This is a genomic window from Psychrobacter sp. 1Y4 (assembly GCF_051847555.1).
The window spans coordinates 53797-78029 of record NZ_JBPYDE010000013.1 but is presented as its reverse complement, the minus strand read 5'-3'; the positions used below and the strand labels follow the sequence as shown (position 1 = coordinate 78029).

The window sequence follows — 24233 nt, the reverse complement described above, 5'->3', positions numbered from 1 at the left end:
ACTTTTTTATTTAATACTAACTATAATAGCCCGCTTAATAATCAACCTTACCGCGCAATGCCTTGGTTTTGCCGCGCTGCGTCTTTTGATCGACGCGTTTACGCTTAGCATTTCTACTCGGCTTGGTTGGTCTGCGAGCTTTAGCGACTTGGGTAGATTGAAAGATGAAGGCTTTAAGACGTTCAAACGCGTCAATCTTGTTGCGCTCTTGGGTACGGTGTTGCTGAGCTTTGAGGACGAATATCCCCTCTTTAGTGATACGACTGTCTTTGCTATCTAATAAACGCTGTTTTTGGGTGTCATTCAGACTTGAGGCATTGATATCGAAGCGTAGATGAATAGCGGAGGAGACTTTATTGACGTTTTGCCCGCCTGCCCCTTGCGCGCGGATGGCGCTAATCTCGACTTCACTATCGCTTAAGCTGATGGTATTACTGATAAAAATCATAGTTGTCTTTTATTTCTTTTAAATAATTGGTTTTTAAATGCTTCTCTTCTATATGGGGCATGGTTGAGGATTTATAAATAGGGCGTTACTTCTAACATTTTATTGCATTGAACCAAGCATAGCGCCTATCACTAAAAACGGAATTGACATCAGTATCTTAAAAACGGACGCTTTGCACTTTTCCCAGCGCGTAATAATAAAATATAAGTTGGCAAATGGAAGAAACAAATATAGCAGACCCCAAAGTATGGACTCTTGAAAGGCAATAATAATCAGCTTAATCCCGTAGATAAAAGAGATGATGACACCGATAATAAATAAAACAATTCCTATGATCTCCATAGTTGCGCTCCAAAATAGTATTTCACTCAAAATGAATTTTTACTTCTTACGATAACTCAAACACTCGATTATGATAGCAGTTGAAATGCACCTACAATGCGCTCTCATTCACTCTCTGCTGCTATATTCATTATTTGTAACAGCCAGTCACACCGCCAGCGCTGCACAAGTATGTATATCTGCTAAAATTATGCCATGATGCTTATAATAACCAACAATAGACAAATAGAAAGGATTTGATATGCGCTTGGCATCCGTTTTTCAAAAAATGCACGACCGCACGCCCAAACTTGCCAAAGCAGTATCGCTAGCGACGGCGACGGGCGTCATCGCAGGGAATAGCTTCGCTGGCAGCATCCCCGTGTGGCTTATGGGTGCGACCAAAATGATTACTGGCGCCGCCATCGCCGACAAGGCGGTGATCAAAATCGCCAATCATTGGATTAATAGTAATAACGCTGTGATCGACATGGTGTTACCACAAAAAGACTGGCGCATCAGCTTACCTGATGATGTATATATAGACGGAAAATACCTACTGATTAGCAATCACCAATCTTGGGTTGATACCAGTATTGTTCAGTATATTAGCCAAGATCGCCTGCCTTTGACGCGGTTTTTTACTAAGTTTGAATTGTTATACATTCCTATCGTCGGTCAAACCTTTTATTTTTTAGATTTCCCCATGATGCGCCGGCATTCTAAAGCGGATATCGCAAAGAACCCTGCCTTAAAAGGTCAAGACCTCAAAGAAGCACAACGTGCCTGCGCGCTACTTAAAGACAAGCCCTTTACCTTGCTCAATTATCTAGAAGGAACGCGCTTTACGCCTGTTAAGCATGAGAGACAGCAGTCGCCCTACACGCACCTGCTTAAGCCAAGAGCGGGCGGTTTGGCGCTGGCTATCAATGCCTTGGGTGCCGAAGTAGACGGTATATTGGATATGACGATTGTCTATCCTGATGGCGTACCAAACTATAGTGACTTGTGGAAAGGCAATATCAAGCGCTTGGGCGTCGATGTCCGCTATATCGACATACCAGATGGTTTATCTGTAGCTGTTCAAAATGGTGGTTATCAAGATGATGATGCCGTCAAAGCCAGAATGTTTGAATGGGTTGAGCATATATGGCGCGAAAAAGATGAGCGCATCACCAAGATGCTGGCTGACTTTGAAACATAGGAGCTTGAAGAATAGGAGCCTAAAAACCAGTTTTAATAAGTAAAAAACACCTCTCAAAAACAGCATAGCGCTGCTGGAATACATTTTTTGAAGCCTCTGGAGTGTAAAGCGCACAGCAAGCGAGGAAAATTTATACCAGCAGAACGCTATTTTAAGCGTATCTCTTTTATTGTGAACTGACTATAACGGTTTAGAAGCTATTTTTAGATATAAGAAAACGCCTCCTACCTGATGACAGATAAGAGGCGTTATTACTTTTTATGACTAGCATATTACTAGTTTTTAATACTACGAATCGCTTATACCGCTAAACGCATTTTGTTGATACGCATATCGCCAGTCTCAACAAAGCGCTGATGCCATGACAATGCTTCATTTAAGAGATGCGGTGTTTGTAAGCCACTGGCCTTAGCAGCACGGTCATAGTAATCTTGTAGCATTGGGCGATAGTCTGGGTGCGCACAGTTATCGATAATAAGCTTGGCGCGTTGTCGCGGCGACTTACCACGCAAATCAGCAAATCCTTGCTCAGTCACCAAAAACATCACATCATGCTCAGAGTGGTCGTGATGCGATACCATCGGTACGATAGTAGAAATAGCACCGCCTTTAGCCGTAGATGGACTCACAAAGAACGAGAAATGCGAGTTACGAGTAAAGTCGCCTGAACCGCCGATACCGTTCATCATTTTGGTACCCATGATATGGGTTGAGTTGACGTTACCGTAAATATCCGCTTCAATCATCGCATTCATAGCAATGATACCTAGACGACGAATCACCTCTGGATGGTTGGTAAACTCTTGCGGGCGCAGTACGAGCTTATCACTCAAAAACTCAATATTATCATTGAAACGCTTTAGCGCATCTGGGCTAAACGACAATGCCGTGGCCGACGCTGACTTCATTTTGCCGCTAAGTACCAGATCAAGCATGCCGTCTTGTAGTACCTCGGTGTATCCCATCAGATCATCAAACGGGCTATCTTGTAGACCCATCAATACAGCGTTTGCCACATTACCTACACCAGACTGTAGTGGTAACAGGTTTTTTGGCAAACGGCCTTTTTTGACTTCATGATCCAAGAATTCGATGATTTGTGACGCGATGGTTTTAGAGTTTTCATCTGGATCTGCAAACTTGCTATTGCGATCAGGCGCATCGGTCATAACGATACCGATGATCTTATCGAGATCACACTCTAGGTACGGCGTACCGATGCGGTCATCTGGTTTGACAATAGGAATAGGCTGACGGAACGGCGGCTCACCAAGGTCTGCTGGGATATCATGCATGCCATCTAACATCATGCTTTGACGCGAGTTGACTTCGATGATGACTTTTTTGGCAGTTTTGAGCCACTGGTTATTAGTACCAATGCCCATTGAAGGAATGATTTTGCCTTCTGGGGTAATGCCTGTCGCTTCAATCAAGGCAATGTCCATATCGCCATAGAAGCCAAAACGAACTTGCTGCTCAAAGTGTGATAAATGCATATCAACATAGTGCGTGTTACCAGCGTTAATGTGGTTACGCATGGCAGGATCAGATTGGAATGGTGCACGAAAATTAATACAATTGGCTTCTGCCAATACACCGTCACAGTCATGAGAGGTGGACGCACCCGTTAGCATACCGATGCCGAATGCTTCGCCACGAGCATGAGCGTCTTTGGCACGATTAGCGATAGCAGTTGGTACAAATTTTGGGTAGCCTGCCCCTGTAAATCCTGCGACCCCAAGCGTCATGCCGTTTTGTACAAATGAAGCGGCCTGTTCAGCAGACATGATTTTTTCACGCAAACCTTCATGACGGACGCGCTCTTCGTGATTGATTGAACCCATAGCAATATTCCTATTAACTTCCTTATTAAAAAAACCTCAAAATAATGAATACTAAAACAGACATGACAATGAGGTAAATCTGCAACGAACCCGCTAACACGTTTTCGTTGTCGCATTTTGGACAATTTTTCGACAAAAGGCAAGCAGGTGCGCTTAGGTATAGACGTTTAACTTTAAAATTAAAGCGGTTCAAACGCCCTTTTATATGACAGTTACTCTGCCGATAGCGTGGCAAGTAGCTTGTTTATCTCAGTCTTAAATTCTTTATCTTCAATTTTATTGGCACTGGTTTTGGCGTTTTTTAGATTGGTGAGAGCCGCGTCTTTTTGGCCCAATTCAATCTGTAACTCAGCCATAGAAAACGCAATTGATGCCATATGATCTTTTGAATTAATAGCAGTGGCTTTTTTGAGTGCTTTTTCATAAATGATAAGCGCAGCTTCTAAGTCTTCAGTGAAGTCAGCGAGCGTCTCCCATTGCTCTGGGTGGTCTTTATCGCTCTTCTCATTTTCAATGCAAAGATCTTTTAGCTGTGCATAGAGAGCGTCAAATGTCTCTTGATCATTTTTGCTATCGGCTTCTAGTAGCTTTTCGGCTAGCACATAAATGGACTTATATATTTTGGTATTAATCATGACTCGCGGACCCTTTATGCGACTAGATTGGATAAATTGCTGATGATTATAGCGTAAATTGACAGGTTGGATAAGCGTTATAAAGAATACTTGGCATTTATATGCCAAAAGATTTATTAAGTTTTAGGCGACCAATGGACAAATATACGACAATATGGAACAAGACACGATAACTGTTACCGTGTCCTTTATATTTTAAGTCGGGTTTTAATAAAGCCATCTTTATCAGATAACCAGTCAAACAGTCAGTCAAATAATCAGACAAATGATTAGCTATCTTCTCCTACTAACCCAGATAAAAACGCCTGTAAATTATGGTTGAGCTTTTGGATATAGTAGCCACCCTCTACCAGTACAATCAAAGGTTTGTTTAACGCTTTCATCTTTTGCGCCAATATCTTAAAGCCCTCTGTACTGACCTTACATCTCGCTTCTGGATCATCTTTGTAGACATCAAACCCTAAGACGTGGACGATGACATCAGGATCAAAGGTTTTTATAGTATCGATGGATTTATCGACATACTCAAAAAAGCCGTCCTCATCAGTACCATGCGGCATTGGGAAGTTGACGTTATAACCCTCTCCCTCACCCGTCCCTCTTTCAAACTCATGACCAGTGACACCCGGATAAAAATTAACGGTGTCGCCATGTACCGAGGTATATAAGACATCTTTACGCTCGTAGAATATCTCTTGAATACCCTGACCGTGATGCATATCGGTATCGATGATGGCTATTTTGGCGTATTTTTGTCGTAAGTGTTCCGCGATGATGGCAGCGTTGTTTAGATAACAGAATCCACCTGCTGCGCTCTTGCGTGCATGGTGACCGGGCGGCCGTGAAAAGCAAAGTTGTACATCGGTGTCATTGCTTGAGTCGCTATCATCGTTAAGCAAAGCCTCAGCTGCATTAAGCGCCGTTTGCGCTGACCAATAGATAGATATCCATGAATGCTCACTGATTGGCGCGCTATCATCGGCCTGATATTTGGCCGCTTTTGCCATGATGCCCAGTCCAGGATTGTCATACGGCACAAAAATCCCTGTCTGTACTTGGTCCCCTAAGTCCTCTTCTACCGCCATCCATTCGTCATAGCCATGCTTTAAAAACTCAACATAACCAAAGTCATGCACCGCTAAGATCGGTCCCATCCCGACCTCTTTGGCATTCGTCACCTCCAGTCCTAATGCCGCTGGTGCTTTTAACATCTCGACCATACGCTCTGGTATCTCTAGCGGCTCATGCATTTTTCCATACGAAAAGTAAGGCAGTGGTCTATGCAGACTTAAGTTTTCATGACTGTATATTTTCACTCTGTACACTCCATTGTTTATGACGCAGTCCATTTTGTATGATGCCATCATAGCCTTTCTTTATATGGCTAAAAGTCATCATATTATTATCACCAACCATTGAATATATGCCAGCGCCTAATCAGAGTCAAATACAAATAAAGACTCTATGCTGCAAACGTGACTACAGCATAGAATCTTTAATGACCCTTGTTATCAGTAAAAGTGGTTTTAAGATTTAAACGTCTGTACGGTTTGGATGAAGGTGAATTCTTTTAGGCCAGCTTCTCCAAACTCCACCCCAAACCCTGAATCTTTCACACCGCCAAATGGCGCATCAGGCTGAATCATGGCATGGTTGTTGATCCAGACCGTACCGCACTCTAAGCGAGAAGCAATTTTCTGTGCCTTTTCGATATTCTGCGACCACACTGAGCCGCCAAGCCCCACTTGCAAGCGATTGGCGCTATCTATCGCCTCTTCTACATCGCTAAATTTAATAATAGGTAAAATGGGCCCAAATTGTTCTTCATCGACCAGCCTTGCCCCATCATTAATATTGCTCACGAGCGTGATTGGATAAAAATAGCCGCTCTCGTCCGTGACGTCACCGCCGCATAAGAAGTTGGCGCCGCGCTCTTTGGCATCTTTGGCAAGTGCTTTGACGATATTAAGCTGCTCTTGATTCTGTAGCGGTCCAAAGTCAGTATCTTCATCAAAGCCATTGCCCGTTTTCATGCTATTGGCCATGTTCGTTAAAGCTTCACATAGCTCATCATGCACAGATTCATGGACATAAAGGCGCTTTAGGGCAGCACAAGTTTGGCCATTATTAATAAAAGAGGTCGCAAATATCTTTGGCGCACAAGCAGCAATATCGGCATCTGCTAAGACAATACCCGCATCGTTGCCACCAAGCTCTAGTGTCAAGCGGGTAAGATTGTCAGCTGCGCTTTTCATAATGGCTTTGCCCGTGGGCGTCGAGCCTGTAAATACGATTTTTTGAATATCTTGATGTGACGTCATCGCAGCCCCAATTTCCCCTTCGCCAGTCACTATATTTAACACACCAGCGGGCAAAATGTCTTTAGCGATTTCACCGAATCGTAATACGGTCAATGGGGTCATCTCAGAGGGCTTCATGACAACTGTATTACCTGTCAATAGTGCAGGGATAATGTGCCAGATACCTATCAGCAATGGGTAGTTCCACGGCGTAATCGAACCTACTACCCCAAGTGGCTTGCGATGTAGCTCTATATGTGCGGTGTCGTTATCTTGAATGACCTGCGGCTCCAATGTCATACTGGCGGTCGCGCGTATCCAAGCGAGTGTGCCACCAAACTCAAAGCCTGCACCTAGATCTGCAAAGCCTTTGGTCGGCTTACCCTGCTCTTTGGTCAGTAGCGTCATCAGCTCCTCAGCGTTATCTTCGATAGCATCAGCAAGCTGCATCAAACGATCTCGGCGCTGCTCATAAGTCAATGCCGACCAAGTAGGGAACGCTGATTTGGCCGCTGCTACCGCATCATTCAACTGCGCAGTGGTAGCCTTTGGGCAACGAGCAATGACAGATTTGTCCGCTGGGTTGATAACGTCAAAATAGTCAGTGGTGCCAACACTTTCACCGTTGATAATTAAATTAAATTCTTTCATTTTTTTACTCTTATGGTTAGGGTTATGGCCTAATATTCTAAAGGCGTTTATTTACTTAGGTACTTATTTGCTCTCGCTTTCACCTTTATCTTGATTCAAATGCAGCGATGGCGTTTCATCAAAGAAATTCCACGGTTTGAGTAGCACGTTTACCCATTCTGTCGGCATGATAGGCCACTCTTCAGCACGGGCAATATGGGTGGTACCTGTCGTTAGCCACACCACCAAGTCTTTGTTATGAATGTTTTCATCGTCTTTCGTAAACTGCCCTAAGCCAGTATCTTTGTCAGAGCGATTAGGATATTTACCTTCTGGATATTGCTCATCTGCATCATAGTTGGTCACCCAAATTTGTTTATCCATAAAATTAAGACGATTGTATATCCACTCATCATCAGCGAAATTGGCACCTTTTGCGATAGGATGAGTCCCGCCTGCAAACGGAATCATTTGATACGATACCGGATTTCCCATACGGTTCTCTTTGCTTGCATTACTGATTAGACGCACAGAAGCAGGATCGAAGTTTTCTTTGGCGGCCGTCTCGGTCACCACTGTGGTTTCGCGAGTCTCCATCGCACTAGTACGCGGCCCTCCGCGTGTATTGTCAGCGACGATGGGATCTATACGTTTGATATGATTGGTCTTGTCATCGACATCCATATCCAAACGGAAGTTATAGATATGCTGGTGCGTTGGACCGACGATATTATGATCAATCAACGTACCATAGCGAGTGTCTTCTTTGGCCGTTGGATCGTGCATGGTTTTTGCAAGTACGCCTTTAGCAGCCTCGATACCAGTTGCCCCAGCGTCGATACCGATCGTACCGTTTGGCTCAAACACCCAGTCAAAAATATAATCATAGTTACCTATCGTACTTATCCAGCGTACGACCAGCTCACGGCGCTCAGTACTGACGTTTTTTTGCCCCATTTCTTGATGTTTAAACTCAGGACCTGCATAGCGCTCAAACACTGCAATGGCATTCGGAATGGTATAAGGATTGCCTTGATAGTCTGGTAGCACAGCGTCAAGGAGTACCGCGTTTTCTGGTGCATCGACGTTCTTTTCTAGCGGCGAGGTCAGAGTTCCCATGCCGTATTCACCAGCATCAAGATAAGATTTAAAGTACCAGCCCATATCTGGATCGCCATAAGGCACGACCATACCGCCCAAGTTACCTTGATACATGATTTTGCGATCAACGCCTTTATCATTAAAAGTGACCGTACTAAGCTGTAGGCCTGTTCGACTGTCTAAACCAATATGAAACTTCCAGTTGTGCCATTCAACGTCTCGGCCAGTGATGGTATAGTTTTTGCCTTCTGGTTCGATGATATTTAATGGCTTACTAGTGACAATATCTTGATCACGACCATCGATTGGACGCGGGGTCATCGGTACGGGAATGACACTACCTTCCTCTATTTTAATGATTTTTTTCTCATCTAAATCGACCACTGCCACCAAGTTTTCGATAGGATGCGCCCAGTAGTTGCCATCGCCCACATTTAGATAAGAGACGATTTTAAGGACGCGCAGCTGCTGATCTAAATTGTCCTGATCACCGAAATATCCAACGGTCAGCGGCGTTCCGACAACCTTAGTCACATCATCTATACCATGTTTTTTTAACGCCACTTTGTATTCAGGGCTATTTTGGATGATGTCTTGTATGGCATAAAAATCATCTACCAGCACCATACCAAAGGTATCTTCTATCGCATTCCAACTGGTTAAGGCGTTTTTGTTTAAATTTGCTTCACCTTCAATGACCGTATTGCCTTTTAAAATGCTAAAGGTTGCCACTCGATCACCTTGGTAAGGCTTGTTTTCAGTGACATTACGCCATACTGCATCTTTATCAGGTTGTTTTAGGCGGATATCAGAAAACCGTAGATTGGTCTCGGTAGGCTTGGCTTTTTTGATAATAGCCAAAGTTTGCTCGATCTCCTCAGCACTTAACACATTGAGTGGATGCGGGCTTTGCTCTATCTTAAAAGTTTGATCCAAACCTGATTGTAAAATCTCATTTGCTAATGAATCAGGCACTAAAGCTTGACCATCTTTTATGATGAGCGGATTGGTGATTGCTAAGGACTGCCCGTTCACCATAGCAGTTTTGCTGTTGGGTTTGATTTGTACGCGGGTTGAGTTCTTAGTAATAGTATACATCTCAGCATAACTATCATATTCAACGTCTGCACCCGCTGTACTCATCGCCTCCTCGATCGGAACCATATTGACTTTGCCGCCATGAGCAAATGCTTGCGCGCTATATGCAAGCGCCAGACTGGCCACCAATGCAGTAAAAGTTGATTTTAACGCCCTAGTAGTGAGATTTTTATTGGTTTTATTGTTGAGTTTTTGCTTATTATGAATGGGGGTATGAGCATGTATCATTGACGACTTCCTTATCGTATTGAGATATAGAGATAGCATCTACTAACTCTGAGACGAATTCCATTTCGTACTTGGTAGTGACCGGTAGACAATAAAAGAGCTTAGTAAATACGCTATAAGCGACTCATTTTAAGATCAAACCGTTATTTACTATAGCAACAGTTATATTGCAGGACAATAACTCATCTCTATTTTTTATTAACGTAGCTTCACAGTTAATTTATTTATAAGTTTAGATCATATAAATTGAATATAGAGTATAAATACAAAAAACCGCATGATATTAGCATCATGCGGTTTCTTTACTTTAAGAGCTGGCTCTATTATTTCAAACTACTCATTTACTACCCATTTACTACTAAGCAAGCATACCGCCATCGACAACCACCGTTGCACCTGTCGTATAGCTCGACGCATCAGACACTAGATATAATACCGTACCTGCCATCTCGTCCGGATCGGCTACGCGTCCTAGTGGAATGGCATGTAGCGCCATTTTTAAGACTTTATCATTGGTGGTCAAAGCCGAGGCAAACTTGGTATCGGTCAGACCTGGTAATAACGCATTGACGCGAATATTTAAGGGGCCACATTCTTTAGCAAAAGCTTTGGTCATACTAATCACGGCAGCCTTGGTGATTGAATAGATGCCTTGCTTATCACCCGCGACCAAGCCATTGACCGAGGCGGTGTTTAAAATCACCCCGCCGCCCTGCTCGCGCATCATCTTGCCCGCAGCTGTCGACATAAAGAAATAACCACGAATGTTAACTTCCACAGTCTTATCAAACGCTGCCAAATCTGTATCTAAGATATGCCCATAATAAGGATTGGCGGCAGCGTTATTGACTAAGATATCAAGTTGACCAAATTCGCTCTTGATGTGCTCAAAAATCGCCTCAATCTGATCCATCTCACCGACATGGCAGGCAAAGGCGCTGGCTTTATGTCCATCATCTTTGATGCTATCAGCGACGGCTTGGCAAGCATCAATCTTACGGCTAGAGACAATGACATGTGCGCCTCTAGATGCCAATAAACGAGCGATAGACTCACCAATACCACGACTAGCGCCAGTAACCAAGGCAATCTTGCCCGTTAAATCAAATAAATCTTTCATCATTATTCCTCATAATTTTGTAAATTAACCCTTCAGTTTTAAGATTTTTATCAGCTTTACGAAACTTAAGACCATTTCCAAAAATTTGAGTAGCAAGGAAAACGAGTGCAAGTACTACAATTAGTAGACTAAGCGAGTTTGACACCGCTAATCATATTTTTGGGATTGGTATAAACTATTAAGCCAACATGCCGCCATCGAGGGTAAACGCATGACCATTCATAAAGCTGCTTTCATCACTCGCCAGCCAAGCAATCGCACCAGACACTTCATCGACATCTCCCAAACGGCGCATTGGGCTGGCTTTAATGGTTGCTTGCTGGGCGCGCTCATCCATCTTCGCCATGGTATTACGTACCATCGGCGTATCGATAAAGCTCGGACAGACTGCATTAAAGCGGATATTGATGCGCGCATATTCATGAGCAGCAGACTTGGTTAGCCCCATGACACCATGCTTTGCAGCGCTATAAGCTGATAACAGCGGCGCAGAACGCAAACCTGCGATAGACGCGACATTGATCACGTGACCACCGCCATTGGTCGCCATACAAGCGACAGCAGCTCGCATACAATGCCAGACGCCTTTTAAATTAACGGCGATATTGCGATCAAAATCCTCATCGCTTAGCTCGTGCATGGGTGCTGGCTTATGATCGATGCCAGCATTGTTTATCACCACATCAAGACCGCCAAGCGTCTCCATGGCAAAGGCAAATAGCGCTCGCACGTCATCGCCACTGGTAACATCGACCTTTTTAAACACAATACTATTGCCAGCTTCCTGACCTTGCTTAGCAACGGCTGCGCCCATCTCTTCTGCTAGATCACCAATGACTACTTTGGCCCCGCGACTGGCTAACAATAACGCACTTGCAGCGCCGATACCAGACGCCCCGCCAGTGATTAAAATGCGTTTACCAGTTACGTCTGATGCAACTCCATTTGTATTTAACGTCATATAATATTCCTTTAAAAGAGTTTTATTTTATCTGATGCAAGTTTCTACAAAATGATACTACTAACCTTTCATTGGTTAGAACCATTCTGCTTGCATATCGGTACATACCGCATTGTCGTTATTCAACAGTTCAATATCGCGCTTGATTAATGGCAGCTCCCAATCGATAAAATATTTGGCTGCTTGTAGTTTGCCATGATAAAAGTTTTGTTTTTCAGTATTTTGTGTGCCGCTGTCGTTAATTTCGCTTAGCAACTGCTCCGCTTTACTCGCTTGGCGAATCCAAATCCAACTGACCACGATAGAGGCAAAAATATTCATCAACGCTTGCGCGTTGCCCGTCAACGTAATGACTTTTTCTGTCTGCAAAACCTTACTTAGATGTACCAATACCTCATGCAGATGATCCATATAGGGCATCAATTTACCCGCAAGTTTTGCAGTTTCTGGCGTACTAATACTTTCTAGATCTTGGGTGATTTCACGTTTTAAAACTTGAATACCAAGTCCTTTGTTTTGCCATAACTTACGAAATGACAAATCTAACGCCTGCACACCATTTGTGCCTTCATGAATGGGATTGAGACGGTTGTCACGCCAAAACTGCTCAGCCTGATATTCACGCGTGTAGCCTGCACCGCCCAATACTTGAATACCTAAATCATTGGCCTTTGGCCCATATTCCGATGGCCATGCTTTTAACACTGGCGTGAGTAAATCCAATAATTCTGATAGCTCGTTTTTGAGTGTGGCGTCTTCACAGGTATTGATACGATCAATCAGGTTTGAGCCGTATAAGCACAGTGAAATGCCGCCCTCGCTGTAAGCTTTTTGCGCAAGGAGCATGCGTTTGACATCACCATGCTGAATAATCGCCGTTGCTGCATCTTCGGGTTTATTATTCGGTGCGATTCTACCCTGCGTTCTGTCTTTTGCATAATCGAGCGAATACTGATAACCACGATAGCCAATCATCGCCGCGCCAAAGCCAACCGCGATACGCGCCTCATTCATCATCTTAAACATATAACGCAGGCCGAAATGCTCTTCACCGATGAGATAGCCATAGCACTCGCCTGCATCACCGAAACTTAACGCCGTAGAAGTCGCGCCGCGATAACCAAGCTTATGAATGAGTCCGGTTAGATGGACATCATTACGCTCGCCGACCGAGGCATCTTCATTTAAGCGATACTTGGGTACAGCAAATAACGAGATACCTTTGACGCCACCAGGACCGCCCGGCACTTTGGCCAATACCAAATGCACAATATTGTCAGACAATTCGTGATCGCCCGCTGAGATATAAATCTTGTTACCTTTGATGCGATAGCTGCCGTTGTCTTGCTTTACTGCTGTGGTTTTGATATCAGCAAGCGATGAACCTGCATGTGGCTCGGTCAGTGCCATAGTGCCAGTAAACTCGCCCGTTAACATACGCGGCATAAAGGCATCTTTAATCTCATCACTGGCGAAATGCGAGATGACGTTAATCGCGGCAGTGGTCAAAAATGGATAAGCGGTGGTCGATGGATTGGCTGCCATAAAATAGCCTGCCACCGCTGTCATGACGGTTTCAGGTAATTGCATCCCACCATCATCAAAGCGATAACGACCCGCGATAAAACCTGACTCACGAAACGCATCAAAAGCTACTTTAACATCGTCTATCATGCTGACTTTTTTGCCGTCAAACTGTGGTTCGTTTTTATCTGCCAAATGGTTGTGTGGCAAAAACAAATCGGTGGCAATTTTATTGGCGGTACCCAAAACCGCATCAAAGGTTTCGCGGCTGTGTTCTGCAAATTTAGGATGTTTGGTTAAGTCTTCAGTGCCCAATACATCATATAATTGGAACGGTAATTCAAAGTCATTGATAAGCGTATCTGCTGCCATAGTATTCTCGTTAACTTATTAAATTTGATAATTAATTGATAGTAATCTAATTTAACGCCGTACCGTATTGTCATTTATGACATAATTATGGTCAAATAAGACATACACAACATTGATTGTGAGAAATATTCAGTCGAAAAACTTTATTTCTGATACGTATAAAGAAAGGAAACGCTTGTGCCTTACTCTAAACCTTTTAAAGTCATTATTGTTGGTTTCGATGGTGTTCTCGGTAGCGTGCTCGCTGGGGCCCTAGATTTATTTTCATTTACTGGGGTCAGCTGGCAACGATTCGCAGATGAGACGGTAGAGCCAAGATTTGATGTGCAGATAGCCAGTCTAGGCGGTGCCGATATCAGATGTAGCAATCGCTTAATCATGCAAGCGCATTGCGATATTCAAGATGTGATTGAGTGCGACTTATTATTAATTCCAACCATTGGCGATTCGATCGATAAAGTACTGAATCAAAACAGTGAATTAATTGTGCATATAAAGCGGCTTGCAACGACCAAGGCGGATATCGCCAGTAACTGTAGCGGCGCGTTTTTTTTGGCAAAGGCAGGCTTACTCGATGGCAAAGTCGCGACCACTCATTGGGGCTATGCCAATAAGTTTAAGACAGATTTTCCATTGGTTGATTTGCAAGAAAACCAGTTTGTTACGCAATCAAAAATCCAGTCAAAAAGCGAGTCAACAACCCAATCGGGACATATTTTTTGCGCCGCAGGCGGTAGCGCCTTTTATGACTTAGCCTTGTTATTGATAGAGCGTTACTGCGGCCGTGAGATTTCGACTCAAGTGGCCAAAACTCAGATCATCGATAGCAAACGTGGCAATCAAAACAGCTATACTAACGTGACTTTGCATAAGCCGCATGCAGACCAGCTGGTCAAGCAAGTACAAGTATTTATCGAAGATAACTTTAAACAACCTTTACAGGTGAGCCATTTGGCAGCGATGGTCAATGTCACCCCGCGTACCTTAAACAGACGTTTTCAATCTTGCGTCGCGATGCGCCCAATTGAATACATTCAAGCAGTCAGAATTGAGCAAGCAAAGCGGTTGTTGGAATCAGGGAATGTGACGATAAAATCGCTGACTGAGCAAGTTGGCTACGATGACATCTCATCATTCACGCGACTTTTTAAGCGCGCAACCGAGCTGACACCAAAAGAATATCAAGAGAAGTTTTCACGCTTAGCGATTTGAGATTTTTTTGAAAATATATAAATAGCAAAAAGCCGATCTGACTGACATCAAATCGGCTCTATGTTTGCTATAAATAAATTACTAGTACAGCAAATGTGCCACTGATGTAATAACCACCAAGCTAATAAGCGTACGAATAATAAAAATCATAAACAGCTCTAAAACATTAAGTTTAATGTTTGATTTCAAAATCAGCGCACCAACTTCAGACATGTAAATAATCTGCGTGATAGAGGCAGCGCCAACGACAAAGCGTGTCATTTCACTCTCAATACTCTTACCGACCAACGCTGGTAAGTACATATCAGCAAAACCCATAATCATAGCAGGAGCTGCTTTGGCAGCCTCTGGAATTTGTAACAAATCGAGCACAGGAACCAATGGCGCGGCAAGCCAATCAAACACAGGCGTATATTCAGCTAATCCTAGACCAATAGTACCGATTGCAAAAATAATTGGGATAAGTCCAAAATAGATATCAAACAAGTTTTTTACGCTGTTTTTAAATACACTACCCAAGCCTGGCATAGAGTGTGCGCGAGTCACTGCGCGGTTCAATGCCCACTGCGGCATACTATATTGCGCAGGAATGTCTTCATTCAACAAACATTTACCAGAATGGTAGGTGTCAGGCTTTAGTGACAATGGTGGTATGCGCGGCATAATAATCGCAGCAATAAAACCAGTCAAAGCGATGGTCAAATAAAAGAAGACAAAATTATTATCTACCCCAATGGTCTTGGCAACGACATAAGTAAAAGCAATAGAGGTTACCGAAAAAGTCGTGGCAATAATGGCTGCTTCACGCTGACTATAGTAACTCTTATCGTACTCTTGCATAGTCACTAGCAGACCGATAGAGGCTGCACCAAACCATGAGGACATTGCATCGACTGCAGAACGACCTGGCAGTTTGAACAGTTTAATAAATACTTTACTGGCCAAAGTTCCCAAAAACTCCATCAAGCCAAAGTCAGTCAAGAACGGTAAAGATAAAATGGCAAAGAAAAATAAAGGAACCAAAATGGGGACCAGATCTTCAAATATGACGCCGCCAGTATTCCGGTTAATAATAAATTCTGGACCTACTTGTAAAAAAATCATCCAGATAAATAGCGTACCTAAAAAACGTGCGACAAGCCATAACCAATCGACATCGAAGAGTTTTTTTAGTAAAGAATCTGGGTGTAAATTAGGACGCAATACTTTGACTGCAAGCGCGCCAATAAAAGAGGTCGTGACTATCGCAAGGGTAATATAAGCGACATAACTACCTAAAGCCGCCTGCAAAGCATCGGTTAATACACCAAGTAAAATCGTAACTTTACCATCCCATTGAAATGGAATAATAAATAGCGCAATACCAAGCGCTGAAAACAATAAAAACTTCCACAATGACGCGCGCCATTGCTCTCCTTGCGGCGTTTTTGAGTCGACAGCATCATTGCCTAAAACAGGCTGCTGCGACTTATTGATATTAACCGTCATTTGTTTCCTCCATGATAGGCGACACTCGCCAATTTTTCCATTTTGCTGTCCGACCAATTCCCGGATTAAGTGAATTGGTCGGATCTAGTTTTTTATAAAAAGAATGTAGTGCAGGTTTTGCAGTATAGACGTGGCCCACATTGTGCTCTGCAGGGTACTCGATATGGCGCTCATTGTAAAAATCTAGTAGCGCTTTTTTGAACTCTTTTACATCAACCGCAGGCTTTAATAGATAATCCTGATGCAAAACGTGACAAAAAAAATGTCCCAAATAAAAAGTTCTACTTACTTGCTGTTGTAAATGAGTCGGCAAAGACTCATCCCAATCTGTCGCATTTCTAGGCAGAGCGATATCAGTGGATAATAGCTCACCGAACGCTGTGTGATTGAGGTTATGATAGCGAAACATAGCAGCGGTGGCGGCACTACGAAACATCAATAATGCTTGTGCTTCATCCTTTGTACACAGATGCAATTTGCCTTGTTGTCGCTGTACATACTCACGTAAAAATGCTGTCGCAGCAGCAATGTCATTACTCTTATCATCATCATCCGCCACTTTTATAATTAAGTGATAACGGTACGAAAGTGACTGCTCAGCTAAGTTTTTTGGTAACGAGGCGGGCATAAAGATGGCTGCCATCTGTAGCACGCGATCAGGCAACGTTTTTGGCAGTCGCCATTTATCTAGATAATAGCTGATCTTTGCTTGTAATCGGTATAGCACCCCTATTTTGCTGGCTGGCAACTTGCGCATACTAAGACAAGTGTCGCGGCCATAGCGCAGGGTAATATCGTTGTAGTCTTTGTGCATATACTCTGCCAAGACAGGCAGACTCAGCGCGCTTTTTAGCCATTGCTTACGCAATATGGTTAAGGTATCCGCGTTATCGGTCGAGATATAAAACGTTTGTTCTTGGGCCGGCTTAGCAAATGTGGCGACCCTAACAGCGAAGACAATGACCTTACCTGCTGAGCCAGCAGCTTCATATAGACCGTTAGGGTCATTATTAAAACGAGCAGGCGTACTGGCTTTGTAGTCACGGACTTTATGCTGATAGTGATGGTTTGCATTACTTCTATTGATGGATGTATCACTTAAAGCGCTCAAGCTTTTGTCAAACTGTCCAGACTGTAAATTGCGCAGCTGCTGCTCTGGATGCTCACCTAAATCAATACCTAAATGATTAATTAACTCAAACTCACCATCATTATTACGCCTAGCAAACAATGCCATTTCAGTATAAGCAGGCCCACGTTGTACCAACATACCGCCTGAGCTGTTACAAATACCGCCAATCACTGACGCGCCAACACAACTAGAGCCCAATACCGAATGCGGTTCACGCCCTAATGGCGAAAGCTGCGTTTCTAGCTGCTGAAGCGTGGTGGCTGGTAACGCAATCACTTCTTTAGCATCGTTAAGCAAGTAGCTACCGGTCAATAACTGCATCGAAACCAAGACGACTGGTCGATCATAGTCACCGTACGGGGTTGAGCCGCCAGTCAGTCCCGTATTGGCCGCTTGAGCAATAATAATCACATCCGCTGCCGCACAAATATTAATCACGCGCCAAAGCGCTACTAAGGTATCTGGCGTTACTACTGCCTTGACGGCATCTGCGATATCTCCAGTCGCACCGTGTAGATAAGACTGTTGCTGACTGGGTTTGGTCATTACATTAGCCGCACCGACAGTAGCAATTAGATCCGTTAACAAACCCATTAACCGCTCAAGTCCTTCGTCTGACGCTTTTTTAACGTTTGATAGCATGGGCGTTCTTCCCTGAGCGACCAGTTTTTTATATGCCAGTTTCTTATATGCGTAGTGACCTTTTGATTAGCTAAAACAAGTAAAAGTCTTACCCATATTGATAAGAAATTCATCAGCTTCATCCACTTCATAAACGATAGGCTGGCTACCTTGAGTGTCTGTTTGTAAAGCATCTAGCAGTTGTTGTTTATCATTAATTCTGCGATAGCCTGCGCCAAATCCAGCGGCTAAATGCTCAAAATTAGGTGTTTTTATATTGACCCCAATCAATGGCAAACCACCCTCTTCCATATAACGACGAATCTCACCATAACCTTGGTTATTCCACAGTAGGACAATCAATGGCAGCTCAAGCTCAGCGGCGCAGATAAGCTCAGCAATGGTAAACTGAATACCACCGTCACCAATAAGACTAATGACAGGCGTTTTCGATCCAATCATTGCGCCAATTGCGGCAGGCAAACCATAACCCAACGTGCCAAATCCCGTCGATGAATTAAACCATTTACGGGTTGATAATGCCTCAAAACCAAGATTGCCACTATAGACAGGCTGCGTTGAATCACCGACGAAGATGACATCCTTCACTTCATCACGAATGAGCTTAAGTAGTGCATTTTGACCAGCAAAGTCTGGGGTCATCGCTTCTATTAACGTCTGCTTTACCTCGGCTACGCGCGCTGCTGCCTTATGATTGAGATTGTGATTTTCTAAACGTGTACATAGCCCACTAATCGCCATCTGTGCATCAGACAATACGGCGATATCCGCCCTAAAAGGACGCTGCAACTGCTGAGCATCGCAGTCAATACGAATGAGTGTGCCGTTGACTTGGAACTCACCATTAAAAAACACATCGTAATCAGTCTCACCAAGCTCGGTACCGATCGCTAGTACCAAATCTGCCTCGCTAATCACGGCGCGACCAGCGTCCAATGACTGATTGCTACCCAAACTGAGTGCGTGACCAGGTGGCAGCAAACCTTTGGCATTGATGGTCAAAAATGTCGGGGCATCTATCAGCTCTGCCAGCCTTTGTGCATCGTGATCGACGTCAACGCAACCACCGCCGTACAATACAACTGGATTCTTTGCGCGGTTTAGCTGCTCAACGATCAAATCAAGCTGCGCAGGATTGGGTAGCGGTCTTGTGACCTGCGGTAGTGCTAAAATCGCATCAGCTTGGTTTTTTGCACTTTGATCTATTTTAGGTGGCTTAGCAACATGACTGGCATCGGCGGTGATTACATCGATAGGCAGCTGAATATGGACAGGGCCTGGACGAGCGCCGTTAAACATGGAAAATGCTTCAGCAATGACTTTGGGTAGCGCCTCAGGTTGCCAGATGGTTTTACTCATAAGCGCAACCTTGCTGACCATACCTTGCTGATCGTGCAACTCATGCAAATGCCCTTCACCGCTTCCTGTGTCCTCAACTTTATTGACACTAGATATCACCAACATCGGGATAGAATCTGCTAACGCTTGTGCCATCGCAGTCATGATATTGGTCATGCCAGGGCCTGTGATAATAAAGCAAACGCCAACTTTACCAGACGCGCGGTAATAGCCGTCGGCCATAAACCCAGCGCCTTGCTCGTGACGCGGGGTCACATGGCGAATATCGGTATTGGGCAAACCACGATATAGCTCTACCGTATGGACACCAGGGATACCAAATACGGTTTCAACTCCGTAATACTCTAACCATTGTACCAACAGCTCACCGCATGTCAGAGGTGAGGTTGTTGGCAATGAAGAAGGCGCTTGCATTGATTGCGTCATGGGTCGATCATCCTAAAAAGGTTCGCTGAATATTCAGGCAATTATCAAAATTATCAAATCTGTATCTTGAAACAACCCTTATATTATTTATATATAAAGGCTGCTTGTTATAGAGACTATTTTGTCCAAACTGTTCTTTGCAGGACAGTTCAATCGAGATAAACGCTGCGATTAGTAGACTGCTTTGACTTTGTCGTCATAGCGCACACCTGGCAAGATACATAGCATCTCGAACAGCAAGTTCGCTGCTAACACAGAAGTATTACCAAACGGATCATATGGTGGTGATACTTCTACTAAATCGCCACCAACCACGTCAAGGCCACGCATACCGCGGATAATCTCGATACCTTGCGTAGACGTCAAACCACCAATTTCAGCCGTGCCTGTACCAGGCGCAAACGCCGGATCAATGCCGTCAATATCGAAACTTAAGTAAACAGGACCATCGCCAAGCTTTTCACGTACTTCTGCCATGAGCGGTGCAAGCGACTTGTACCAGCACTCCTCCGCTGGCACCACGCGAAAGCCTTGCTGGGTCGACCAATCAAACTCTTCAGCGCTATAGCCAGTACCACGCAAGCCAATTTGTACCACACGATTGCCATCGATTAAGTTTTCTTCAACAGCGCGGCGGAACGGAGTACCATGAGCGATTTTTTCACCAAACATATCATCATTGATATCCGCATGAGCATCGATATGCACCATGCCGACAGGACCATGTTTTTTGGCAAGCGCGCGTAAGATAGGCAGTGCAATGGTATGATCGCCGCCTAACGTTAATGGGATAGCATCGTGTTTAACGATTTTATCGGTATAGAATTGTTCGATAATATCGACGCTTTTTAGTAGGTTAAAAGTATTGATGGGTACATCGCCAATGTCAGCGACTTGTAGGGATTCAAAGGGCGCGGCGCGAGTCGCCACGTTATAAGGGCGAATCATGCGTGATTCATCGCGAATCTGTCTTGGGCCAAGTCTGGCACCGCTGCGGTTTGACGCCCCAATATCTAACGGTACACCAACAAAAGCAACGTCTAATCCTTGAGCATCAGCTTGAGTAGGCAGACGCATCATCGAAGCAAAACCGCCAAATCTTGGCATCTCGTTGCCGCTTAATGGTTGATTGAATTTCATCATTCTCATCCTTGTTTTATCTTATTTACGGTAGGCAATTTGTTATATGCTTTGACAATACCTAAATATCAGAGTACAGACCATGGTAAAATTTAGAAGTAAACTTCTAAATTTCCGTAGTAAGCTTGATTTGTTCGTTATTATCAGAAGTTTATTAAAAGTCAAAAACCGTATTTTATATTAAAAAATGAAAGAAATAAGCACTGGAGCATAAGTCTTAATGTTAGATGAGCTGATAAAAATAGACATCAAAACCTTACGTAGCTTTATGGCTATTGTAGAGTGTCAAGGCGTGACAGCCGCACAAACTCGCTTAAATGTTACCCCTTCTGTCATTAGCGGTCATTTGACTCATTTAGAAGATCGTTTGGGTATGACGCTCTGTCATCGCGGCCGAGCTGGCTTTAAGCTTACAGAAGATGGCGCAGCGGTCTATGAAGCCTGTTTGAGCTTTACCGAAGCGGTTGCCAGCTTTCAACATCAATTGCATTATATTCGTCAATTGGACTCTGTTCATGGGGGTCACATTCGTTTGTGTCTCATTGATCAGATGCCCGCGTTTTTTTATGACGCGTTACAGCAATGCTTGTCCGCAAGCTATAGTAAAAATCCACTGATCCACTTCTCTATCGATGTGCAAAGCCCAGAGAGCATGTTAGACAAGCTTTTGAGCAACGAAAGCGACATTGGCGTGGGTTATTTTGGTAGCTTTCCTCCTCTATTAACTTTTCAACATGCCTTTGTTGAAAAACAAGTGGTTTGCTGTGGACGCAAACACATCTTATTTGATGACTCAAAAGGCCTGACTTTTCATGAATTAGAACAAAACTACTCATGGATCAAACGAGGTTATATTACTGAGCACAGCATTAACCATATTCGCCCTAAGACGTTGAGTGCCACCACTTATCATATGGAGGCGACAGCGCAGCTGATTCTTGCAGGTCATCACGTCGGTTACCTACCAAATGATTTGGCAAAGCGTTATGAGGGCATGGGGCTGATGAAAGTTTTATTACCTGATGAGGCAAGCTATGAGGTGAGTCATCACTGGGCTTATCGGCAAAACTTACACAAACAAGTCAGTACTTTTTTGCAACAGATGCTTAGGCTATTGGATAAGCAAACACCTTAGCTTTGTAAACTTATATTTATCAAAATTTTGCTGGTAAACCGTTTTTTATAAAAATGTAGCGCATAAAAATCAAAAAAAAGGAGACGATATCAATATCACCTCCTTGTTCTATACAATCTTTATAAACAGACAGTTACTCAGCAGCGATGGCAGTCATCTCAACCAATAGCTCAGGACGTGCCAACGCAGACTCACCACAAGCACGAGCTGGTGGCTGTATACCGTCAAACCACTTATCCCATACTTCATTCATCGCGGCAAAGTCTGCCATATCTTTTACCCAGACCGTCACTGTTAGCAGTTTCGATTTATCACTGCCCACTTCCTCTAACAATGCTTGTATCTTCTCCAAACAAGTCAATGTCTGCGCTTTGATATCGTCATCGCTATTACCTACTTGACCACATAAATATACCGTTTGGTTATGCACAACGATCTTACTCATACGCTGACTACTATGTAACTTTTTCATCGTAACTAATCCTTAATGATAGAACTGAATTTATTCAAATATTTGCAACAATCATCATTCACAAAATAATGTTTAGCTAGAAAAACGCTGGGCGCTAAATGGTGCTACATCGACCAGTACCGGCTTATCATGAATCATCTCTTCCACAATGCGTCCTGTCATCGGCCCTAATGTAAAGCCTTGATGGCTATGACCAAAGGCAAACCATAATCTGTTGTGCTTAGGCGCAGGACCAATCACCGGCTTCATATCAGGCATACAAGGACGTGAGCCGGCCCAAGCTTCACTTTCTACAGCATCATCTAGCGGTAGAATTTTACGAGCAAACTTCAATACCGTTTTTAATTGTCCAAAGTTTTTTGGCGCATTCATGGTAGTCATCTCAGCACCGGTCGTGATACGAATACCCTGCTGCATTGGCCCCATAACAAAGCCTTTATCCATATCAAACATACTATGATTGATAGTGTTTTTGTCCGTCACTTTAAAGTGCTGATGATAGCCACGCATCGGGAACAACGGCAAGTTGTAACCAAGCGGTCTGATCAGATCATTTGACCAAGGACCAGCTGCAATGACCAATTTATCACTATAATAAGTGTCGTTATCGGTAACAACTTTCCAGCCTTCACCCTCTTGTACGATTTCTTTTACATCGCTCTCTTTGATTGTACCTTGCATCTCTTGGAAATTTTTGGCATACGCTTTTACCAAGGCGCTTGGGTTAGATACTTGCCATGAGTTCAACCAATGAATCGCACCGACGAAACCTTCAAAATTAGCGCTAGGCTCCATCGCTTTTAATTCTTCAAGGTTTAGTACGTTATGCTCAACACCTTGCGCGCGAGCATCAATAGCTGAAGCAATCGCTTCTTTAAATGTGTCTTCAGAACGATGCAGCTGTAACCAACCATCACGAGTAATCAGCTCATCAGCGCCGGACGCTGTAATCATGGTCTGATGCTCACTGGTACAATGCTCAATCAATGTCTGCCATTCAGCCTCGATTTTTTTGACTGATGCAGGCGTAGAGTATTTCCAATACTGCAATAGCGCTTGATGATAACGTAAGATAGCTGGTATACGATAACGAATGTCAGTACCCTGGTTAGGCAATACTCTAATCATCTCAGTGATCTGACGCGGGAAAGGATGCGTATGAATCGCTTCGCGCTGGATCAAACCAGCATTGCCATATGAAGTCTCTGACCCTGGCAATTTCTTGTCTAACAATAATACCTGCGAACCATTATTTTGCAGGTGCCACGCAATCGATGTGCCAACCATACCAGCACCAATAACAATAACCTCATAGCGCATAGAATATCCTTTCTTGATAGGTAGTAGAGTCTTACAAATTAGGGGTGATAATAACGCGAACCTGATAATTAATAAACCCATATTTGACGGATTTTTTTGGCACTAAATATTTTTAGTTATA

Annotated in this window: 19 protein-coding genes; 3 read left to right on the top strand and 16 right to left on the bottom strand. The window is 43.7% G+C overall.

Going from position 1 to position 24233, the window contains the following annotated elements; translation table 11 throughout:
* Nucleotides 1-34: 34 nt before the first annotated feature.
* Nucleotides 35-448 (bottom strand): alternative ribosome rescue aminoacyl-tRNA hydrolase ArfB, encoded by a 414-nt coding sequence (arfB, locus tag ACS8FC_RS11490; RefSeq protein ID WP_439260944.1) that lies wholly within the window; start codon nucleotides 446-448, stop codon nucleotides 35-37.
* 99 nt (nucleotides 449-547) lie between these two features.
* Nucleotides 548-790, bottom strand: a complete 243-nt coding sequence (locus tag ACS8FC_RS11485; RefSeq protein ID WP_439296894.1) for a hypothetical protein — start codon at nucleotides 788-790, stop codon at nucleotides 548-550.
* 241 nt (nucleotides 791-1031) lie between these two features.
* On the opposite strand from ACS8FC_RS11485, the gene ACS8FC_RS11480 reads away from it, so the two are divergent.
* The gene (locus ACS8FC_RS11480) at nucleotides 1032-1973 is read left to right on the top strand and encodes an acyltransferase (protein WP_439296893.1); all 942 of its coding nucleotides are present in this window, start codon (nucleotides 1032-1034) and stop codon (nucleotides 1971-1973) included.
* Between the two features lie 299 nt (nucleotides 1974-2272).
* On the opposite strand, the gene ACS8FC_RS11475 is transcribed toward ACS8FC_RS11480, so the two are convergent.
* The 8 genes from ACS8FC_RS11475 to ACS8FC_RS11440 all read right to left on the bottom strand — a co-directional run bounded on the left by ACS8FC_RS11475 (nucleotide 2273) and on the right by ACS8FC_RS11440 (nucleotide 13786).
* Nucleotides 2273-3817 carry an acetyl-CoA hydrolase/transferase family protein gene (locus ACS8FC_RS11475; protein ID WP_439296891.1) on the bottom strand — a complete coding sequence of 515 codons (1545 nt, stop codon included), beginning with the start codon at nucleotides 3815-3817 and terminating at the stop codon, nucleotides 2273-2275.
* A gap of 212 nt (nucleotides 3818-4029) precedes the next feature.
* Nucleotides 4030-4452, bottom strand: coding sequence for a tetratricopeptide repeat protein (locus tag ACS8FC_RS11470; RefSeq protein WP_439260948.1), 423 nt, complete (start codon nucleotides 4450-4452; stop codon nucleotides 4030-4032).
* Nucleotides 4453-4721: 269 nt separating this feature from the next.
* A complete protein-coding gene (locus ACS8FC_RS11465; protein WP_439260949.1) occupies nucleotides 4722-5768 on the bottom strand; it encodes a histone deacetylase family protein in 1047 nt (348 codons plus the stop codon).
* Between the two features lie 210 nt (nucleotides 5769-5978).
* Entirely contained in the window at nucleotides 5979-7403 is a 1425-nt protein-coding gene (locus ACS8FC_RS11460; protein WP_439260950.1) for an aldehyde dehydrogenase family protein, read from the bottom strand.
* A 63-nt stretch (nucleotides 7404-7466) separates the two neighbouring features.
* A complete protein-coding gene (gene tynA / locus ACS8FC_RS11455) occupies nucleotides 7467-9809 on the bottom strand; it encodes a primary-amine oxidase (RefSeq protein WP_439296890.1) in 2343 nt (780 codons plus the stop codon).
* A 358-nt stretch (nucleotides 9810-10167) separates the two neighbouring features.
* Nucleotides 10168-10932: an SDR family oxidoreductase gene (locus ACS8FC_RS11450; protein WP_439296889.1), complete on the bottom strand. Its 765-nt coding sequence runs from the start codon at nucleotides 10930-10932 to the stop codon at nucleotides 10168-10170.
* A gap of 175 nt (nucleotides 10933-11107) precedes the next feature.
* Entirely contained in the window at nucleotides 11108-11890 is a 783-nt protein-coding gene (locus ACS8FC_RS11445; protein WP_439296888.1) for an SDR family NAD(P)-dependent oxidoreductase, read from the bottom strand.
* Nucleotides 11891-11965: 75 nt separating this feature from the next.
* Nucleotides 11966-13786 (bottom strand): acyl-CoA dehydrogenase, encoded by a 1821-nt coding sequence (locus ACS8FC_RS11440; RefSeq protein WP_439296886.1) that lies wholly within the window; start codon nucleotides 13784-13786, stop codon nucleotides 11966-11968.
* A gap of 177 nt (nucleotides 13787-13963) precedes the next feature.
* On the opposite strand from ACS8FC_RS11440, the gene ACS8FC_RS11435 reads away from it, so the two are divergent.
* Nucleotides 13964-14998 (top strand): GlxA family transcriptional regulator, encoded by a 1035-nt coding sequence (locus tag ACS8FC_RS11435; protein ID WP_439296885.1) that lies wholly within the window; start codon nucleotides 13964-13966, stop codon nucleotides 14996-14998.
* 81 nt (nucleotides 14999-15079) lie between these two features.
* Here ACS8FC_RS11435 and ACS8FC_RS11430 read toward each other — a convergent pair whose 3' ends face one another.
* The 4 genes from ACS8FC_RS11430 to speB all read right to left on the bottom strand — a co-directional run bounded on the left by ACS8FC_RS11430 (nucleotide 15080) and on the right by speB (nucleotide 21185).
* Nucleotides 15080-16486, bottom strand: a complete 1407-nt coding sequence (locus tag ACS8FC_RS11430; protein WP_439260955.1) for a YjiH family protein — start codon at nucleotides 16484-16486, stop codon at nucleotides 15080-15082.
* Entirely contained in the window at nucleotides 16476-18260 is a 1785-nt protein-coding gene (gene dld / locus ACS8FC_RS11425) for a D-lactate dehydrogenase (RefSeq protein WP_439260956.1), read from the bottom strand. The genes ACS8FC_RS11430 and dld overlap by 11 nt, the downstream gene beginning before the upstream one ends.
* 66 nt (nucleotides 18261-18326) lie before the next feature.
* The gene (locus tag ACS8FC_RS11420; RefSeq protein WP_439296884.1) at nucleotides 18327-20045 is read right to left on the bottom strand and encodes a 5-guanidino-2-oxopentanoate decarboxylase; all 1719 of its coding nucleotides are present in this window, start codon (nucleotides 20043-20045) and stop codon (nucleotides 18327-18329) included.
* Between the two features lie 171 nt (nucleotides 20046-20216).
* On the bottom strand, nucleotides 20217-21185 hold the full coding sequence (gene speB / locus ACS8FC_RS11415; protein WP_439261294.1) for an agmatinase: 969 nt from the start codon (nucleotides 21183-21185) through the stop codon (nucleotides 20217-20219).
* 220 nt (nucleotides 21186-21405) lie between these two features.
* Between speB and ACS8FC_RS11410 the strand changes: the two genes are divergently transcribed.
* Nucleotides 21406-22320: a LysR family transcriptional regulator gene (locus tag ACS8FC_RS11410; protein ID WP_439296883.1), complete on the top strand. Its 915-nt coding sequence runs from the start codon at nucleotides 21406-21408 to the stop codon at nucleotides 22318-22320.
* Between the two features lie 133 nt (nucleotides 22321-22453).
* On the opposite strand, the gene ACS8FC_RS11405 is transcribed toward ACS8FC_RS11410, so the two are convergent.
* The gene (locus tag ACS8FC_RS11405) at nucleotides 22454-22792 is read right to left on the bottom strand and encodes a RidA family protein (RefSeq protein ID WP_299219550.1); all 339 of its coding nucleotides are present in this window, start codon (nucleotides 22790-22792) and stop codon (nucleotides 22454-22456) included.
* A 72-nt stretch (nucleotides 22793-22864) separates the two neighbouring features.
* Entirely contained in the window at nucleotides 22865-24112 is a 1248-nt protein-coding gene (locus tag ACS8FC_RS11400; RefSeq protein WP_439296882.1) for an NAD(P)/FAD-dependent oxidoreductase, read from the bottom strand.
* Between the last annotated feature and the right edge of the window lie 121 nt (nucleotides 24113-24233).

Bases quoted from the DNA above. Each gene is read 5' to 3' on its own strand.
- arfB (WP_439260944.1), bottom strand. From the start codon at position 448: ATGATTTTTATCAGTAATACCATCAGCTTAAGCGATAGTGAAGTCGAG.
- ACS8FC_RS11485 (WP_439296894.1), bottom strand. From the start codon at position 790: ATGGAGATCATAGGAATTGTTTTATTTATTATCGGTGTCATCATCTCT.
- ACS8FC_RS11480 (WP_439296893.1), top strand. From the start codon at position 1,032: ATGCGCTTGGCATCCGTTTTTCAAAAAATGCACGACCGCACGCCCAAA.
- ACS8FC_RS11475 (WP_439296891.1), bottom strand. From the start codon at position 3,817: ATGGGTTCAATCAATCACGAAGAGCGCGTCCGTCATGAAGGTTTGCGT.
- ACS8FC_RS11470 (WP_439260948.1), bottom strand. From the start codon at position 4,452: ATGATTAATACCAAAATATATAAGTCCATTTATGTGCTAGCCGAAAAG.
- ACS8FC_RS11460 (WP_439260950.1), bottom strand. From the start codon at position 7,403: ATGAAAGAATTTAATTTAATTATCAACGGTGAAAGTGTTGGCACCACT.
- tynA (WP_439296890.1), bottom strand. From the start codon at position 9,809: ATGATACATGCTCATACCCCCATTCATAATAAGCAAAAACTCAACAAT.
- ACS8FC_RS11450 (WP_439296889.1), bottom strand. From the start codon at position 10,932: ATGATGAAAGATTTATTTGATTTAACGGGCAAGATTGCCTTGGTTACT.
- ACS8FC_RS11445 (WP_439296888.1), bottom strand. From the start codon at position 11,890: ATGACGTTAAATACAAATGGAGTTGCATCAGACGTAACTGGTAAACGC.
- ACS8FC_RS11440 (WP_439296886.1), bottom strand. From the start codon at position 13,786: ATGGCAGCAGATACGCTTATCAATGACTTTGAATTACCGTTCCAATTA.
- ACS8FC_RS11430 (WP_439260955.1), bottom strand. From the start codon at position 16,486: ATGACGGTTAATATCAATAAGTCGCAGCAGCCTGTTTTAGGCAATGAT.
- dld (WP_439260956.1), bottom strand. From the start codon at position 18,260: ATGCTATCAAACGTTAAAAAAGCGTCAGACGAAGGACTTGAGCGGTTA.
- ACS8FC_RS11420 (WP_439296884.1), bottom strand. From the start codon at position 20,045: ATGACGCAATCAATGCAAGCGCCTTCTTCATTGCCAACAACCTCACCT.
- speB (WP_439261294.1), bottom strand. From the start codon at position 21,185: ATGAAATTCAATCAACCATTAAGCGGCAACGAGATGCCAAGATTTGGC.
- ACS8FC_RS11410 (WP_439296883.1), top strand. From the start codon at position 21,406: ATGTTAGATGAGCTGATAAAAATAGACATCAAAACCTTACGTAGCTTT.
- ACS8FC_RS11405 (WP_299219550.1), bottom strand. From the start codon at position 22,792: ATGAAAAAGTTACATAGTAGTCAGCGTATGAGTAAGATCGTTGTGCAT.
- ACS8FC_RS11400 (WP_439296882.1), bottom strand. From the start codon at position 24,112: ATGCGCTATGAGGTTATTGTTATTGGTGCTGGTATGGTTGGCACATCG.